Source organism: Serratia sp. TSO36 (genome assembly GCF_057808395.1).
Map to the genome: position 1 here is coordinate 21,488 of NZ_JBJZOU010000002.1, position 16,613 is coordinate 38,100.

Consider the following 16,613-nt stretch of genomic DNA (forward strand, 5'->3'; position numbering starts at 1 on the left):
TGATGTCTGAATTTGTCACTGTAGCTCGCCCCTACGCCAAAGCAGCTTTTGACTTTGCCGTTGAGCACCAAAGCGTAGAGCGCTGGCAGGAAATGCTGGCGTTTGCGGCTGAAGTCACTCGCAATGAACAGATTTCTGAACTGCTGTCTGGCGCGGTCGCGCCAGAAACGCTGTCCAAGACGTTCATCGCGGTTTGTGGCGATCGGCTCGACGAACATGGCCAGAACTTTATCCGCGTAATGGCCGAAAATGGACGTTTACTGGTTCTTCCTGCCGTGCTGCAGCAGTTCATCGAACTGCGCGCCTCGCTGGAATCCACCGTCGAAGTCGAAGTGCTCTCTGCGAGCGCGCTGAGCGACGAACAGCAGGCGAAAATCGCCGCTGCGATGGAAAAACGTCTGTCACGCAAAGTTAAGCTGAATTGCAAAATTGACAAGTCTGTACTGGCCGGCATCGTTGTTCGCGCCGGCGATATGGTGATTGATGGCAGCGTTCGCGGTCGTCTTGAACGCCTGACAGACGTCTTGCAGTCTTAAGGGGACTGGAGCATGCAACTGAATTCCACCGAAATCAGCGAACTGATCAAGCAGCGCATTGCTCAGTTCAATGTAGTGAGCGAAGCTCACAATGAAGGTACTATCGTTTCCGTCAGCGACGGGATCATCCGCGTACACGGCCTAGCCGACGTTATGCAGGGCGAAATGATCGCGCTGCCTGGCAACCGTTACGCAATCGCATTGAACCTGGAGCGCGACTCCGTCGGTGCCGTGGTTATGGGTCCGTACGCGGATCTGGCCGAAGGCATGAAGGTTAAATGCACCGGCCGTATCCTGGAAGTTCCAGTCGGTCGTGGTCTGCTGGGCCGCGTAGTTAACACCCTGGGCGCGCCAATCGACGGCAAAGGCCCGATTGAGAACGACGGTTTCTCTCCGGTAGAAGCTATCGCGCCAGGCGTTATCGAGCGTCAATCCGTTGATCAGCCGGTTCAGACTGGCTACAAATCCGTTGACGCCATGATTCCAATCGGCCGTGGCCAGCGTGAGCTGGTGATCGGTGACCGTCAGACCGGTAAAACCGCGCTGGCGATCGATGCGATCATCAACCAACGCGACTCCGGCATCAAATGCGTTTACGTGGCTATCGGCCAGAAAGCGTCCACCATCGCTAACGTGGTGCGCAAACTGGAAGAGCACGGCGCACTGGCCAACACCATCGTGGTTGTGGCGACCGCTTCCGAATCCGCTGCACTGCAATACCTGGCGCCATACGCCGGTTGCGCCATGGGCGAATACTTCCGTGACCGCGGTGAAGATGCGCTGATCGTGTACGATGACCTGTCCAAGCAGGCCGTTGCTTACCGCCAGATTTCCCTGCTGCTTCGTCGTCCGCCAGGTCGTGAAGCTTACCCAGGCGACGTATTCTACCTGCACTCCCGCTTGCTGGAGCGTGCAGCGCGCGTTAACGCCGAATACGTTGAAGCCTTCACCAAAGGTGAAGTTAAAGGCCAAACCGGTTCACTGACCGCTCTGCCGATCATTGAAACCCAGGCGGGTGACGTTTCCGCGTTCGTTCCGACCAACGTAATCTCGATTACCGATGGTCAGATCTTCCTGGAATCCAACCTGTTCAACTCCGGTATTCGTCCGGCAGTTAACCCGGGTATCTCCGTATCCCGTGTTGGTGGCGCCGCGCAGACCAAGATCATGAAGAAACTGTCCGGCGGTATCCGTACCGCGCTGGCGCAGTATCGTGAACTGGCTGCGTTCTCCCAGTTCGCCTCCGATCTGGACGACGCGACCCGCAAACAGCTGAGCCACGGTCAGAAAGTGACCGAGCTGCTGAAACAGAAACAGTATGCGCCGATGTCGGTCGCACAACAGTCTCTGGTGCTGTTTGCCGCAGAACGCGGTTACCTGAACGACGTCGAAGTCGCCAAAGTGGTGAGCTTCGAAGCCGCGCTGGTCGCCTATGCGGACCGCGAGCACGCCGAGCTGCTGAACCACATCAACCAAACTGGCAACTTCAATGATGAGATCGAGGGCAAGTTGAAAGACATCCTCGAGACCTTCAAGAAAACCCAGTCCTGGTAACGCCGAACGGTCCTGCTGTTGAAAGACAGCAGGCCGTCTGGCACTGAGGAGAAGCAGAGATGGCCGGCGCAAAAGAGATACGTAGTAAGATCGCTAGCGTGCAAAACACGCAAAAGATCACTAAAGCGATGGAAATGGTCGCCGCCTCCAAAATGCGTAAATCGCAGGATCGCATGGCGGCCAGCCGTCCTTATGCAGAGACCATGCGCAAAGTGATTGGTCACCTTGCGTTAGGGAATCTGGAGTACAAGCACCCGTACCTGGATGAGCGTGACGTTAAGCGCGTCGGGTATCTGGTGGTGTCTACTGACCGTGGTCTCTGCGGCGGCTTGAACATCAACCTGTTCAAAAAGCTGCTGGCGGAGATGAAAGCCTGGTCCGAAAAAGGCGTCGAAACCGATTTGGCGCTGATTGGCTCTAAAGCGGCCTCTTTCTTTGGTTCCGTGGGCGGCAACGTGGTTGCCCAGGTGACCGGCATGGGGGACAAACCTTCCCTGTCGGATCTGATCGGGCCGGTGAAAGTGATGCTGCAGGCCTACGACGAAGGTCGTTTGGACAAGCTGTACATTGTCAGCAACAAATTTGTTAATACGATGTCCCAAGAGCCGCAGGTGCTTCAGCTGCTGCCGTTACCGCCAGCCGATGACGAAGAGCTGAAGAAAACGCCTTGGGATTACCTGTATGAACCCGATCCAAAAGTGCTGCTTGATACCTTGCTGCGCCGCTATGTGGAGTCGCAGGTTTATCAGGGCGTCGTGGAAAACCTGGCCAGCGAGCAGGCCGCACGAATGGTCGCGATGAAAGCCGCAACCGATAACGGCGGTAGCCTGATCAAAGAGCTGCAGTTGGTATACAACAAGGCGCGTCAGGCCAGCATCACTCAGGAACTCACCGAGATCGTTTCGGGAGCCTCCGCGGTTTAAGCTAGGTTTACGAATTACGTAGAGGATTCAAGATGGCTACTGGAAAGATTATCCAGGTAATCGGCGCCGTGGTGGACGTCGAGTTCCCTCAGGATGCCGTACCAAAAGTGTACGACGCCCTTGAGGTAGAAAACGGCACCGAAAAACTGGTGTTGGAAGTTCAGCAACAGCTGGGCGGTGGCGTGGTTCGCTGTATCGCAATGGGGACCTCCGACGGTCTGCGTCGCGGTCTGAAAGTGAACAACCTGGACCACCCGATTGAAGTGCCGGTGGGTAAAGCTACCCTGGGCCGTATCATGAACGTATTGGGTCAACCGATCGACATGAAAGGCGACATCGGCGAAGAAGAGCGTTGGGCGATTCACCGCGCGGCGCCAAGCTACGAAGAGTTGTCCAACTCCCAGGAACTGCTGGAAACCGGTATCAAGGTAATGGACCTGATTTGTCCATTCGCCAAGGGCGGTAAAGTCGGTCTGTTCGGCGGTGCGGGCGTGGGTAAAACCGTAAACATGATGGAGCTGATCCGTAACATCGCGATCGAGCACTCCGGTTATTCCGTGTTTGCGGGCGTGGGCGAGCGTACTCGTGAGGGTAACGACTTCTACCACGAAATGACCGACTCCAACGTTCTGGACAAAGTATCCCTGGTTTACGGCCAGATGAACGAGCCACCGGGTAACCGTCTGCGCGTTGCGCTGACCGGTCTGACCATGGCGGAGAAATTCCGTGACGAAGGCCGTGACGTTCTGCTGTTCGTTGATAACATCTACCGTTACACCCTGGCCGGTACCGAAGTGTCCGCACTTCTGGGCCGTATGCCATCCGCGGTAGGTTATCAGCCAACGCTGGCGGAAGAGATGGGCGTTCTGCAAGAACGTATCACCTCGACCAAGACCGGTTCTATCACTTCCGTACAGGCCGTTTACGTTCCTGCGGATGACTTGACTGACCCGTCACCAGCCACCACCTTTGCGCACTTGGACGCAACCGTGGTACTGAGCCGTAACATCGCTTCTCTGGGTATCTACCCGGCCGTTGACCCGCTGGATTCCACCAGCCGTCAGCTGGATCCGCTGGTCGTTGGCCAGGAGCACTACGACGTAGCGCGTGGCGTGCAGTCCATTCTGCAACGCTACCAGGAACTGAAAGATATCATCGCGATCCTGGGTATGGACGAGCTGTCTGAAGAAGACAAACTGGTCGTATCCCGTGCGCGTAAGATCCAACGCTTCCTGTCTCAGCCGTTCTTCGTGGCAGAAGTCTTCACCGGTTCTCCGGGCAAGTTCGTATCGCTGAAAGACACCATCCGTGGTTTCAAAGGCATTATGGACGGCGACTATGACCACCTGCCGGAGCAGGCGTTCTACATGGTTGGCACCATTGAAGAAGCAGTGGAAAAAGCCAAGAAACTGTAACGCCTTGAGAGGAGGGTGATATGGCTATGACTTACCATCTGGATGTAGTCAGCGCGGAAAAACAGATGTTTTCCGGCCTGGTGCAGAAGATCCAGGTGACAGGCAGCGAAGGTGAACTGGGGATCTTCCCTGGCCATGCGCCGCTGCTGACTGCCATCAAGCCTGGCATGGTGCGTATTGTTAAGCAGCACGGTGAAGAAGAGTTCATCTACCTGTCCGGCGGCATCCTCGAGGTGCAGCCGAGCGTGGTTACCGTGCTGGCGGACACTGCTATCCGTGGTACTGACCTCGACGAAGCGAGAGCGTTGGAAGCTAAGCGTAAAGCTGAAGAACACATTCGCAGCTCTCATGGCGATGTCGACTATGCTCAGGCATCCGCTGAACTGGCGAAAGCGATCGCAAAACTGCGCGTTATCGAGCTCACCAGAAAAGCGATGTAATGTTTGGGTGCAACGCACCCAACTTTAAGAAAGCGGCCTATAGGGTCGCTTTTTTTTTACTTTAAAATAAGCATTTCAGCCCGGCGGGCGGTGTGGTGTATAACCCCAGATATCGGGAAATAAACGTCGCCGATCGCCGACAGTTTTTTCGCCCCGGCGCCGTATTGACCGCGATAGCGGCAGGCCAAGGCCCACGCGGCCTGCGCCGGGTTCGTGCAGAGAAATATGTAGTAATATCGTCGCTAAACGGTTTTACTTTCGTCTATCAAAATGGAGTTATCAGGTTGCTTATGTCGAACAGCGCAATGAGCGTGGTTATCCTCGCCGCGGGCAAGGGAACACGCATGTATTCCGATCTTCCCAAGGTTTTACATCCGTTGGCCGGTAAGCCGATGGTGCAACACGTCATTGATGCCGCGATGAAACTGGGCGCGCAACATGTTCACCTGGTATACGGCCACGGCGGCGATCTGCTGAAAAGCACGTTGACTGACGGCGCGCTGAACTGGGTGCTGCAGGCTGAGCAATTGGGTACCGGCCATGCAATGCAGCAGGCCGCGCCGCACTTTGCCGACGATGAAGACGTGCTGATGCTGTACGGCGACGTGCCGTTGATCTCCGTGGATACGCTGCAACGCCTGCTGGCGGCCAAACCGCAGGGCGGTATCGGTCTGCTGACGGTCAAGCTGGACGATCCGAGCGGCTACGGCCGCATCGTGCGCGAGCAGGGCAACGTGGTGGGCATCGTCGAACACAAGGATGCCAGCGAGGCGCAGCGCCAGATCAACGAGATCAATACCGGCATCCTGGTGGCGAACGGGCGCGATCTGAAGCGCTGGTTGGGGATGCTGAATAACGACAACGCACAGGGCGAGTTTTATATCACCGATATCATTGCGTTGGCCCATGCCGACGGCAAGAAAATCGAAACCGTGCACCCGTCGCGCCTGAGTGAAGTGGAAGGCGTAAACAACCGCCTGCAGCTGGCGACCCTGGAGCGCGTCTTCCAGTCGGAACAGTCTGAAAAGTTGCTGTTGGCCGGCGTGATGCTGCTGGATCCGGCGCGTTTTGACCTGCGCGGGGAACTTGTTCACGGCCGCGACATCACTATTGATGCGAATGTGATTATCGAAGGTCACGTCAAGCTGGGCGACCGGGTGAAAATCGGCGCCGGCTGCGTGCTGAAAAACTGCGTGATCGGCGATGACTGCGAGATCAGCCCTTACAGCGTGCTGGAAGACAGCGTGCTGGCAGCCGACTGCACCGTGGGGCCGTTCGCCCGCCTGCGCCCTGGTGCGGAGCTGGCGGCAGGGGCCCACGTCGGCAACTTCGTGGAAATGAAAAAGGCGCGTTTGGGCAAAGGCTCCAAGGCCGGTCACCTCAGCTACCTGGGCGATGCCGAAATCGGCGATGACGTGAATATCGGCGCCGGCACCATCACCTGCAACTACGATGGCGCCAACAAGCACAAGACGCTGATCGGCGACGGCGTGTTCGTCGGTTCCGATACTCAGCTGGTGGCGCCGGTGTCGGTCGGCAAGGGTTCCACCATCGCCGCCGGCACCACGGTGACGCGCGATATCGCCGAGAACGAACTGGTGCTGAGCCGCGTCAAGCAGGTGCACATTCAGGGCTGGCAACGCCCGGTGAAGAAGAAATCATAGTGTGTTTTGCGTTGGGCTCCGTTCAGAGCCCAATACAAAACATAATAACCCCCACCATCTACAGGCTCGGGGACGCACGGTAAAACCGGCAAAAATCAGGTCAAGACATCGAAAGCGCCCATGAAGGGCGTTCATTAGGAATACAACTGATGTGTGGAATTGTAGGCGCAGTAGCGCAACGTGATATCGCAGAAATCCTGTTGGAAGGTTTACGCCGTCTCGAGTACCGCGGTTACGACTCCGCCGGTCTGGCGGTGGTCGACGAAAAAGGCAACGTCAGTCGCCTGCGTCGCGTAGGCAAGGTGCAAAAACTGGCCGAAGCGGCGGAGCAGACCGATCTGCGCGGCGGTACCGGCATCGCTCACACCCGCTGGGCAACGCACGGTGAACCGACCGAAGCGAACGCGCACCCGCATGTTTCCGACTACATTACCGTGGTGCATAACGGCATCATCGAAAACCACGAACCGCTGCGCGAACTGCTGATCGAACGCGGTTACCGCTTCAGCTCCGAAACCGACACCGAAGTGATCGCGCACCTGGTGCACTGGGAACAACAACAGGGCGGCACGTTGCTGGAAGTGGTTCAGCGCGTGATCCCACAGCTGCGCGGCGCTTACGGCACCGTGGTGATGGACAGCCGCGATCCGAGCGTATTGGTCGCGGCGCGCTCCGGCAGCCCGCTGGTTATCGGCCGCGGCGTCGGGGAAAACTTTATTGCTTCCGATCAGCTGGCGCTGCTGCCGGTCACCCGCCGCTTCATCTTCCTGGAAGAAGGCGACGTGGTGGAAGTGACTCGCCGCACCGTCAACATCTTCGACAAGCAGGGCAACGCCATCGAGCGCCCTGAGATCGAATCCCAGGTGCAGTATGACGCCGGCGATAAGGGCGCTTACCGTCACTACATGCAAAAAGAGATCTACGAACAGCCGCTGGCGCTGAAAAATACCCTGGAAGGGCGTTTCAGCCATGGCCAAATCAACCTGAGCGAGCTGGGCCCGCGCGCCGACGAGCTGCTGGCCAAGGTGCAGCACGTGCAGATCATCGCCTGCGGGACTTCTTACCACTCCGGTATGGTGGCGCGTTACTGGTTTGAAGCGTTGGCTGGCGTGCCGTGCGACGTCGAGATCGCGTCCGAATTCCGTTACCGCAAATCGGCGGTGCGTCCGGGCAGCCTGATCATCACCCTGTCGCAGTCCGGCGAAACCGCCGATACGTTAGCGGCGCTGCGTCTGTCTAAAGAGCTGGGTTATCTCGGTTCGCTGGCCGTTTGTAACGTGGCCGGCTCTTCGCTGGTGCGCGAATCGGATCTGGCATTGATGACCAAAGCGGGCACGGAAATCGGCGTGGCCTCGACCAAGGCCTTCACCACGCAGCTCACCGTGCTGTTGATGCTGGTGGCGCGTCTGGGCCGCCTGAAAGGCATGGCGGAGAGCGTGGAGCAGGAGATCGTGCATGGCCTGCAGGCGCTGCCGGCGCGTATCGAGCAGATGCTGTCGATGGATAAAGAGATCGAAGCGCTGGCGGAAGGGTTCTCCGACAAGCACCATGCGCTGTTCCTCGGCCGCGGCGATCAGTATCCAATCGCCATGGAAGGGGCGCTGAAGCTGAAAGAGATCTCCTATATTCACGCCGAAGCCTATGCGGCGGGTGAGCTGAAACACGGCCCGCTGGCGCTGATCGACGCCGATATGCCGGTGATCGTGGTGGCACCGAACAATGAACTGCTGGAAAAGCTGAAGTCCAACATTGAAGAAGTGCGCGCGCGCGGCGGCCAGCTGTACGTGTTCGCCGATCAGGACGCCGGCTTCGTCAGCAGCGAAGGCATGACCATCATTCCTCTGCCGCACGTCGAGGAAATCGTGGCGCCGATCTTCTACACCGTGCCGTTGCAGCTGCTGTCTTACCACGTGGCGCTGATCAAAGGCACCGACGTTGACCAGCCGCGCAACCTGGCGAAGTCTGTCACCGTAGAGTAATCTGCCGCAGGTAAACTGCAAAAGCCGGCCTTTGCGCCGGCTTTTTTCATGAGCGGCCTTAAAGATGACAGCGCGACCGATTCGGCGATAAACATTGTCATATTCAAGCGGATAGGCCGCGCCAAACCGTTTTTTTATTGCACGTCAATTGCGCTGTTTTTTGACTAATTAATTGATTTTTAAAGAAACAAACACCTGTCTGGCGCGCTGTAATATAACTGTCATATTGCGTACATTTTTCTGTCACCAAACTGTCCTATTTTCCCTCCTGCAGCAATACTTACTCTGATTAAAACGACTCGAAGTCGATTTTAAATATCCCATTAGGAGGGATTATGAAACTGATGCGTACCACCGTCGCCAGTATTGTGGCAGCGACCTTCTCCCTGACCACCGTGTCCGCGTTCGCTGCTGCCAGCCTGACCGGTGCAGGTGCGACATTCCCCGCTCCGGTTTACGCCAAGTGGGCAGATTCTTATCAGAAAGAAACCGGCAACAAAGTTAACTATCAGGGCATCGGCTCCTCTGGCGGCGTGAAGCAAATCGTGGCCAACACCGTTGACTTTGGCGCTTCCGACGCCCCGCTGTCTGACGACAAACTGGCGGCCGATGGCCTGTTCCAGTTCCCGACCGTGATCGGCGGCGTGGTGCTGGCCGTGAATATCCCGGGCATCAAATCCGGCGAACTGACGCTGGACGGCAAAACCCTGGGCGATATCTACCTGGGCAACGTCAAAAAATGGAACGATCCGGCTATCACCAAGCTGAACCCAGGCGTGAAACTGCCTGACCAGAACATCGCCGTGGTGCGCCGCGCCGACGGTTCCGGCACCTCGTTCGTGTTCACCAGCTACCTGTCCAAGGCCAATGCGCAGTGGAAAGAGAAGATCGGCGCCGGTTCTACCGTTAACTGGCCGACCGGTCTGGGCGGTAAAGGCAACGACGGCATCGCCGCCTTCGTTCAGCGTCTGCCTGGCTCTATCGGCTACGTAGAATACGCTTACGCCAAGCAGAACAACCTGGCTTACACCAAGCTGGTATCCGCCGACGGTAAACCGGTCAGCCCGACCGAAGAGAGCTTCAGCAACGCGGCCAAAGGCGTGGATTGGAGCAAGACCTTCGCTCAGGATCTGACTGACCAGAAAGGCGACAACGTGTGGCCAATCACCTCCACCACCTTCATCCTGGTGCACAAAGAGCAGAAAAACCCTGCTCAGGGCGCCGAAGTGCTGAAGTTCTTCGACTGGGCTTACAAAACCGGTGCCAAGCAGGCTAACGAGCTGGATTACGCCACCCTGCCGGCAGAAGTGGTTGAGCAGGTGCGCGCGGCCTGGAAAACCAACGTAAAAGACAGTTCAGGCAAAGCGCTGTACTAACAACGCAGGGGCGCGGGTTCGCCGCGCCCCACACAGTTCTTCAGGCTCCGATCCCGGTTGGGGCTGCCAGGGTTCAAACAGAGAGTAATCTATGGCTGAGTACAAGCCGACCATCAAAGCACCGGGCAAAAACGGTGACATCATTTTCAGCGCGCTGGTGAGACTGGCTGCGCTGATTACCCTATTGTTGCTGGGCGGCATCATTGTTTCGCTGATCTTCGCCTCCTGGCCAAGCATGCAGAAATTCGGCTTCGCCTTCCTGTGGACCAAAGAGTGGGACGCGCCGGCGGAGCAGTTCGGCGCGCTGGTGCCGATCTACGGCACCGTGGTCACCTCGCTTATCGCGCTGATCATCGCCGTGCCGGTGAGCTTCGGCATCGCGCTGTTCCTGACCGAGCTGGCGCCGAACTGGCTGAAGCGGCCGCTGGGCATCGCCATTGAGCTGTTGGCGGCCATCCCCAGCATCGTTTACGGCATGTGGGGCCTGTTCGTGTTCGCGCCGCTGTTCGCCGAATACTTCCAGACGCCGGTCGGCGAAGTGCTGTCGGGCATTCCGATCGTCGGCGAGCTGTTCTCCGGCCCGGCCTTCGGCATCGGTATTCTGGCCGCCGGGGTGATCCTGGCGATCATGATCATTCCTTACATCGCGGCAGTCATGCGCGACGTGTTCGAACAGACCCCGGTGATGATGAAAGAGTCGGCCTACGGCATCGGCTGCACCACCTGGGAAGTCATCTGGCGCATCGTGCTGCCGTTCACCAAAAACGGCGTCATCGGCGGCGTGATGTTGGGCCTGGGCCGTGCGCTGGGGGAAACCATGGCGGTGACCTTTATCATCGGCAACACCTACCAGCTCGACAGCGCTTCGCTGTACATGCCGGGCAACAGCATCACCTCGGCGCTGGCCAACGAATTCGCCGAAGCCGAGTCCGGCGTGCACACCGCCGCGTTGATGGAGCTGGGCCTGATTCTGTTTGTTATCACCTTTATCGTGCTGGCGCTGTCGAAACTGATGATCATGCGTCTGGCCAAGAATGAGGGGCGTTAACATGGCGACGATGGATATGCAAAACGCAGTCGTTCTGGCGGAAAGCCGCCGCAAAATGCAGGCCTGGCGCCGGCAGAAAAACCGTCTCGCGCTGTTCCTGTCGATGGCGACCATGGTGTTCGGGCTGTTCTGGCTGATCTGGATCCTGATCGCCACCGTGACCAAAGGCTTCGACGGCATGTCGCTGGCGCTGTTCACTGAAATGACCCCGCCGCCGAACACCGCGGGCGGCGGTCTGGCCAACGCCATCGCCGGCAGCGGCCTGTTGATCCTGTGGGCGACCATCTTCGGCACGCCGCTGGGCATCATGGCCGGCATCTACCTGGCAGAATACGGCCGTAAATCCTGGCTGGCGGAAGTGATCCGCTTTATCAACGACATCCTGCTGTCCGCACCGTCGATCGTGGTGGGCCTGTTCGTTTACACCATCGTGGTGGCGAAGATGGAACACTTTTCCGGCTGGGCCGGCATCGTCGCGCTGGCGCTGCTGCAGGTGCCGATCGTCATTCGCACCACCGAGAACATGCTGAAGCTGGTGCCGGATACGCTGCGCGAGGCCGCTTATGCGCTGGGCACGCCGAAATGGCGCATGATTTCCGCCATCACGCTGAAGGCGTCGGTGTCCGGCATCATCACCGGCGTGCTGCTGGCGATTGCGCGCATCGCGGGGGAAACGGCGCCGCTGCTGTTCACCTCGCTGTCGAACCAGTTCTGGAGCACCGACCTGATGCAGCCGATCGCCAACCTGCCGGTGACCATCTTCAAATTCGCCATGAGCCCGTTCGCCGAATGGCAACAGCTGGCCTGGGCCGGGGTGCTGTTGATCACCCTGTGTGTACTGTTACTGAATATCCTGGCGCGCGTGATTTTCGCCAAGAAAAAGCATTCATAAAATTTTGAGCGCCGCTTTGGCGGCGCTGATGAAAAGAGAGAAGTCTTGATGAGTATGGTTACTGACGCTTCCAGCAGCAAAATTCAGGTACGCGATCTGAACTTCTACTACGGCAAATTCCATGCGCTGAAGAACATCACGTTGGATATCGCCAAGAACAAGGTCACCGCGTTTATCGGCCCGTCCGGCTGCGGCAAATCCACCCTGCTGCGCACCTTCAACAAGATGTACCAGCTGTACCCGGAACAGCGCGCGGAAGGCGGCATCCTGCTGGACGGCCAGAACATCCTGACCGACAACTCGGATATCGCGCTGCTGCGCGCCAAGGTCGGCATGGTGTTCCAGAAGCCGACGCCGTTCCCGATGTCGATTTACGACAACATCGCCTTCGGCGTTCGCCTGTTTGAAAAGCTGTCGCGCGCCGATATGGACGAGCGCGTGCAGTGGGCGCTGACCAAAGCGGCGCTGTGGAACGAAACCAAGGACAAGCTGCACCAGAGCGGCTACAGCCTTTCTGGCGGCCAGCAGCAACGCCTGTGCATCGCCCGCGGCATCGCCATTCGTCCGGAAGTGCTGTTGCTGGATGAGCCTTGCTCGGCGCTGGATCCGATCTCCACCGGCAAGATTGAAGAGCTGATCAGCGAGCTGAAGGCCGATTACACCGTGGTGATCGTAACCCACAATATGCAGCAGGCGGCGCGCTGCTCCGACTCCACCGCATTTATGTATCTGGGCGAGCTGATCGAGTTCAGTGATACTGATAACCTGTTCACTGCGCCGCAGAAAAAGCAGACTGAAGACTACATCACTGGCCGTTATGGTTGATAGGAAGCATCATGGATAACCTGAATTTAAACAAACACATTTCCGGCCAGTTCAACGCAGAGCTTGAGCATATCCGCACCCAGGTGCTGACCATGGGCGGGCTGGTGGAGCAGCAGCTGACCGATGCCATCACCGCGATGCACAATCAGGATGGCGAGCTGGCCAAGCGAGTTATCGAAGGCGACGCCAAGGTCAACATGATGGAAGTGGCGATCGACGAAGCCTGCGTGCGCATCATCGCCAAGCGCCAGCCGACCGCCAGCGATCTGCGCCTGGTGATGGCGATCATCAAAACCATTTCCGAGCTGGAACGCATCGGCGACGTGGCGGACAAAATCTGCCGCACCGCGCTGGAGAAGTTCTCGCACCAGCACCAGCCGCTGCTGGTCAGCCTGGAATCGCTGGGGCGCCACACCGTGCAAATGCTGCATGACGTGCTGGACGCCTTCGCGCGCATGGATCTGGACGAGGCGATCCGTATTTACCGCGAAGATAAAAAGGTCGACCAGGAATACGAAGGCATCGTGCGTCAGCTGATGACCTATATGATGGAAGACTCACGCACCATTCCGAGCGTGCTGACCGCGCTGTTCTGCGCCCGTTCTATCGAGCGTATCGGCGACCGCTGCCAGAACATCTGCGAATTTATCTTCTATTTCGTCAAAGGACAGGATTTCCGTCATTTGGGCGGCGACGCCCTGGAAAAGCTGCTCTCTCCGGGCGGTAAAGACGACAAAGCCGACTGACCCTTTCCGGGTAATATCCTTCAAAGGCGCGGTTTCCCGCGCCTTTATTCCATCTTAAGTTCTTAAAGATAAAAAGGTTATAAATATAGCTTTTTATATTATTTCCTGACCTATGTGGCGCTTGCTAGCTTATCCGCCAGCAGGACATCAACCACTTAGGAGCTCTCTATGAAACATCGCGCTTTGGCCTTAACGTTGTTAGCCAGTCTGACCGGCCTCGCCGCCGGCGCCGCGCACGCGGACAAACTTGACGATATCAAGCAAGCCGGCGTGGTGCGTATCGCGGTGTTCGACAGCAACCCGCCGTTCGGCTACATCGATCCGCAGAGCAAGAAGCTGGTGGGCTACGATGTGGACGTCGCCGATGCGATCGGCAAAGCGCTGGGGGTAAAAGTGGAGCTGCGCGCCACCAACCCGGCCAACCGCATTCCGCTGCTGGTGTCGAAGAAGGTTGACCTGATTGCCGCCAACTTCACCATTACCGACGAGCGCGCCAAGGAAGTGAACTTCAGCGTGCCGTACTTCGCCACCGGCCAGAAATTCATCGCCCGCAAAGGCGTGCTGAAAACCCCGGAAGACATCAAAAAGCTGCGCATCGGCGCGGACAAGGGCACGGTGCAGGAAATCACCCTGCGCGAGCGTTTCCCGACGGCGAAAGTGATCTCCTACGATGACACCCCGCTGGCGTTCGTGGCGCTGCGCAACGGCAACGTGCAGGCGATCACCCAGGACGACGCCAAGCTGGTCGGCCTGCTTGGCAACCTGCCGGCGGCGCAGAAGGCGGAGTTTGAAATTTCACCGTTCAGCCTGACCAAAGAGTACCAGGGCGTCGGCATTCCCAAGGGCGAAGATCGCCTGACCGCCGCGGTGAACGAGACGCTGATCAAGCTGGAAAAAGACGGCGAAGCGGTTAAGATTTACGATCGCTGGTTCGGGCCGGAAACCCAATCCGCCCAACCGCGCGGCGATTTCAAAATCGCGCCTTTGGATCAGCAACCGAAAGCCTGATTTAACCGCTCGCGGTGAGATCGGCACGGAGGGGCGCAGCTTGCTGCGCCCCTGATGCATTCTGCAAGACAAGGATTGAACATGAACCTGGACTGGCTGCTGGCACCGCAATACCTGAGCTGGCTGTGGCACGGTTTTCTGCTGACGCTGTGGCTTTCCGCCTGCGCGGGCCTGGCGGCCACGCTGCTGGGCTTCGTGCTGGCGGCGATGCGCGACAGCAGTCTGCGGCCGTTGCGTTGGCTGGCGATGGGCTACAGCTCGCTGTTTCGCAATACGCCGCTGCTGGTGCAGCTGTTCTTCTGGTACTTCGCCGCCGGGCAGATCCTGCCGTCCGCCGCCATGCAGTGGCTGAACAGCTCACATCAGGTCGGCCCGCTGGAATGGCCGTCGTTCGAGTTTCTCGCCGGTTTCTTCGGCCTGACGCTCTACTCCACCGCTTTTATCGCCGAAGAGATCCGTTCCGGCATTCGCGGCGTCGCCGGCGGGCAGAAATATGCCGCTCAGGCGCTGGGGCTGACCGGCTGGCAGGCGATGCGCTACGTGGTGCTGCCGCAGGCGCTGAAAATCGCGCTGCCGCCGCTGCTGGGGCAATACATGAACGTGATCAAGAACTCGTCGCTGACCATGGCGATCGGCGTGGCCGAACTCTCTTACGCCTCGCGTCAGGTCGAAACCGAAACCCTGCGCACCTTCCAGGCGTTCGGCGTGGCGACGGTGCTGTATATCGCCATCATTGCGCTGCTGGAAGGCTGGGGCATGTGGCGCCAACAGCGTAAACCGCTGGGAGAGCATTGAGATGGATTTCAGCGTAATTCACGATAACCTGGGCTACCTGCTGTGGGGCACCTGGCCGGACGGGCCGCTGGGCGGTGCGGCGCTGACGTTGGCGATCAGCCTGATGGCCGGCGTTGCCTCGGCGGCGCTCGGCACCTTGCTCGGCGTGGCGCTGGCGATGTCGCGCGGCGTCGCTGCCGGACTGCTGGCGGCGGTGCTGGGCTTTTTCCGCGCCATACCGGTCATCATGCTGATCTTCTGGACCTATTTCCTGCTGCCGATGGTGTTTGGCGTCGAGATCCCGGAAATCACCACCGTGGTGTGCGCGCTGGCGCTGATCGCTTCGGCCTATCTGGCCCATGCGGTGAAGGCCGGCATCGCCGCGATCGGCCCCGGCCAGTGGCAGGCCGGGCTTTCCCTGGGGCTGACCCGCTGGCAGACGCTGCGCATGATCGTGCTGCCGCAGGCGCTGCGCATGATGGTGCCGTCGTTCATCAACCAGTGGATATCCCTGATCAAAGACACCTCGCTGGCTTATATCGTCGGCGTTGGCGAACTGACCTTCCTGGCGACCCAGGTCAACAACCGCAGCATGGTCTATCCGATGGAAGTGTTCCTGTTCGTGGCGCTGGTCTATTTCGTGTTCTGCCTGGCGCTCGATCTGCTGGCCAACGCGGTCAACCGCCGCTTCGGCGCGCAAACTCGCGCGTTGAAACGGTCGTGGCGCTGGTGGCGCAACAAGCCGCCGTTGCCGGCCAGTTAATCGGCCGTCAGCCGCCAGCCGCGTTCGCGCCACAGCGTGGGCAGCTGGGCCAGGTCGTTAAACGTCGTCACCAGCGGGTGGTCGATCGGCGGGTTATGCGGATCGGCGCAGAAGTAAAAGACCGGAATGCCGGCATTGATGCCGGCCTGGGCGCCGGCGGGCGAGTCATCCACCAGGATGCAGCGCGTTACCGGCACCTGCATCTGTTCGGCGGCGTGGAACACGATCGCCGGATCCGGCTTCCAGCGCTGAATGTCATAGCCGCTGAACAACCGGTCATCAAAATAAGGCAGCATGCCGGTCAGGCCGAGCGAGTGCTGCATCTTGCTGACCGGTCCGTTGGAGACGGTGCAGACAGGCACCGTCACCTGCGCCAGCAGCTCGCGGGCGCCGGCAATCTGCTGTAGCTCGCTGTCAAACAGCCGCGCCACTTCCTGCCGATACAGCGGCTCCAGCGCCTCTTTTGCCAGGTCAGTGCCCTGCTCGGCGTTGACCCGATCGATGATCTCGTACAGCTTCACCCCTTTGTATTTCTTGAATACCTCTTCCTGCGACAGGTGAATGCCGTAGTGGGCGAACATGTGCACATAGGCTTTGCTGCACAGTACTTCGCTGTCCACCAGCGTGCCGTCGCAGTCGAACAAAATGCAGTCAATCTGATTCATGCGGG

General features: G+C 58.6%; 16 protein-coding genes. 15 read left to right on the top strand and 1 reads right to left on the bottom strand.

What is annotated here, in order from left to right; genetic code table 11:
• Nucleotides 1-2: 2 nt before the first annotated feature.
• The 15 genes from atpH (at nucleotide 3) to ACK3CV_RS00490 (ending at nucleotide 15,943) form a co-directional block, all read left to right on the top strand.
• Nucleotides 3-536, top strand: a complete 534-nt coding sequence (gene atpH / locus ACK3CV_RS00420) for a F0F1 ATP synthase subunit delta (RefSeq protein WP_033649565.1) — start codon at nucleotides 3-5, stop codon at nucleotides 534-536.
• A 12-nt stretch (nucleotides 537-548) separates the two neighbouring features.
• Nucleotides 549-2,090: a F0F1 ATP synthase subunit alpha gene (gene atpA, locus ACK3CV_RS00425; RefSeq protein ID WP_033636516.1), complete on the top strand. Its 1,542-nt coding sequence runs from the start codon at nucleotides 549-551 to the stop codon at nucleotides 2,088-2,090.
• Nucleotides 2,091-2,149: 59 nt separating this feature from the next.
• A complete protein-coding gene (gene atpG, locus ACK3CV_RS00430; protein WP_004933811.1) occupies nucleotides 2,150-3,013 on the top strand; it encodes a F0F1 ATP synthase subunit gamma in 864 nt (287 codons plus the stop codon).
• A 32-nt stretch (nucleotides 3,014-3,045) separates the two neighbouring features.
• Complete coding sequence (gene atpD, locus ACK3CV_RS00435; RefSeq protein ID WP_033631385.1) at nucleotides 3,046-4,428, top strand: F0F1 ATP synthase subunit beta; 1,383 nt, start codon at nucleotides 3,046-3,048, stop codon at nucleotides 4,426-4,428.
• 20 nt (nucleotides 4,429-4,448) lie between these two features.
• Nucleotides 4,449-4,868, top strand: a complete 420-nt coding sequence (locus ACK3CV_RS00440) for a F0F1 ATP synthase subunit epsilon (RefSeq protein WP_004933814.1) — start codon at nucleotides 4,449-4,451, stop codon at nucleotides 4,866-4,868.
• Nucleotides 4,869-5,158: 290 nt separating this feature from the next.
• The gene (gene glmU, locus ACK3CV_RS00445) at nucleotides 5,159-6,532 is read left to right on the top strand and encodes a bifunctional UDP-N-acetylglucosamine diphosphorylase/glucosamine-1-phosphate N-acetyltransferase GlmU (protein WP_033636517.1); all 1,374 of its coding nucleotides are present in this window, start codon (nucleotides 5,159-5,161) and stop codon (nucleotides 6,530-6,532) included.
• A 149-nt stretch (nucleotides 6,533-6,681) separates the two neighbouring features.
• Nucleotides 6,682-8,511 carry a glutamine--fructose-6-phosphate transaminase (isomerizing) gene (gene glmS, locus ACK3CV_RS00450; protein ID WP_033636518.1) on the top strand — a complete coding sequence of 610 codons (1,830 nt, stop codon included), beginning with the start codon at nucleotides 6,682-6,684 and terminating at the stop codon, nucleotides 8,509-8,511.
• A gap of 335 nt (nucleotides 8,512-8,846) precedes the next feature.
• On the top strand, nucleotides 8,847-9,887 hold the full coding sequence (gene pstS / locus ACK3CV_RS00455; RefSeq protein WP_033636519.1) for a phosphate ABC transporter substrate-binding protein PstS: 1,041 nt from the start codon (nucleotides 8,847-8,849) through the stop codon (nucleotides 9,885-9,887).
• Nucleotides 9,888-9,978: 91 nt separating this feature from the next.
• On the top strand, nucleotides 9,979-10,935 hold the full coding sequence (pstC, locus tag ACK3CV_RS00460; protein WP_004933822.1) for a phosphate ABC transporter permease PstC: 957 nt from the start codon (nucleotides 9,979-9,981) through the stop codon (nucleotides 10,933-10,935).
• 1 nt (nucleotide 10,936) lies between these two features.
• A complete protein-coding gene (gene pstA, locus ACK3CV_RS00465; RefSeq protein WP_033636520.1) occupies nucleotides 10,937-11,827 on the top strand; it encodes a phosphate ABC transporter permease PstA in 891 nt (296 codons plus the stop codon).
• 54 nt (nucleotides 11,828-11,881) lie between these two features.
• Nucleotides 11,882-12,652 carry a phosphate ABC transporter ATP-binding protein PstB gene (gene pstB / locus ACK3CV_RS00470; RefSeq protein WP_016929614.1) on the top strand — a complete coding sequence of 257 codons (771 nt, stop codon included), beginning with the start codon at nucleotides 11,882-11,884 and terminating at the stop codon, nucleotides 12,650-12,652.
• An 11-nt stretch (nucleotides 12,653-12,663) separates the two neighbouring features.
• Nucleotides 12,664-13,398, top strand: a complete 735-nt coding sequence (gene phoU, locus ACK3CV_RS00475) for a phosphate signaling complex protein PhoU (RefSeq protein ID WP_033636521.1) — start codon at nucleotides 12,664-12,666, stop codon at nucleotides 13,396-13,398.
• Between the two features lie 168 nt (nucleotides 13,399-13,566).
• On the top strand, nucleotides 13,567-14,406 hold the full coding sequence (locus ACK3CV_RS00480) for an ABC transporter substrate-binding protein (RefSeq protein ID WP_019455482.1): 840 nt from the start codon (nucleotides 13,567-13,569) through the stop codon (nucleotides 14,404-14,406).
• An 81-nt stretch (nucleotides 14,407-14,487) separates the two neighbouring features.
• Complete coding sequence (locus ACK3CV_RS00485; RefSeq protein WP_164039665.1) at nucleotides 14,488-15,201, top strand: amino acid ABC transporter permease; 714 nt, start codon at nucleotides 14,488-14,490, stop codon at nucleotides 15,199-15,201.
• 1 nt (nucleotide 15,202) lies between these two features.
• A complete protein-coding gene (locus ACK3CV_RS00490; RefSeq protein ID WP_041037335.1) occupies nucleotides 15,203-15,943 on the top strand; it encodes an amino acid ABC transporter permease in 741 nt (246 codons plus the stop codon).
• Here ACK3CV_RS00490 and yieH read toward each other — a convergent pair.
• Complete coding sequence (yieH, locus tag ACK3CV_RS00495; RefSeq protein ID WP_164039667.1) at nucleotides 15,940-16,608, bottom strand: 6-phosphogluconate phosphatase; 669 nt, start codon at nucleotides 16,606-16,608, stop codon at nucleotides 15,940-15,942. The two genes, ACK3CV_RS00490 and yieH, sit on opposite strands and share 4 nt — an antisense overlap.
• Nucleotides 16,609-16,613: the final 5 nt, after the last annotated feature.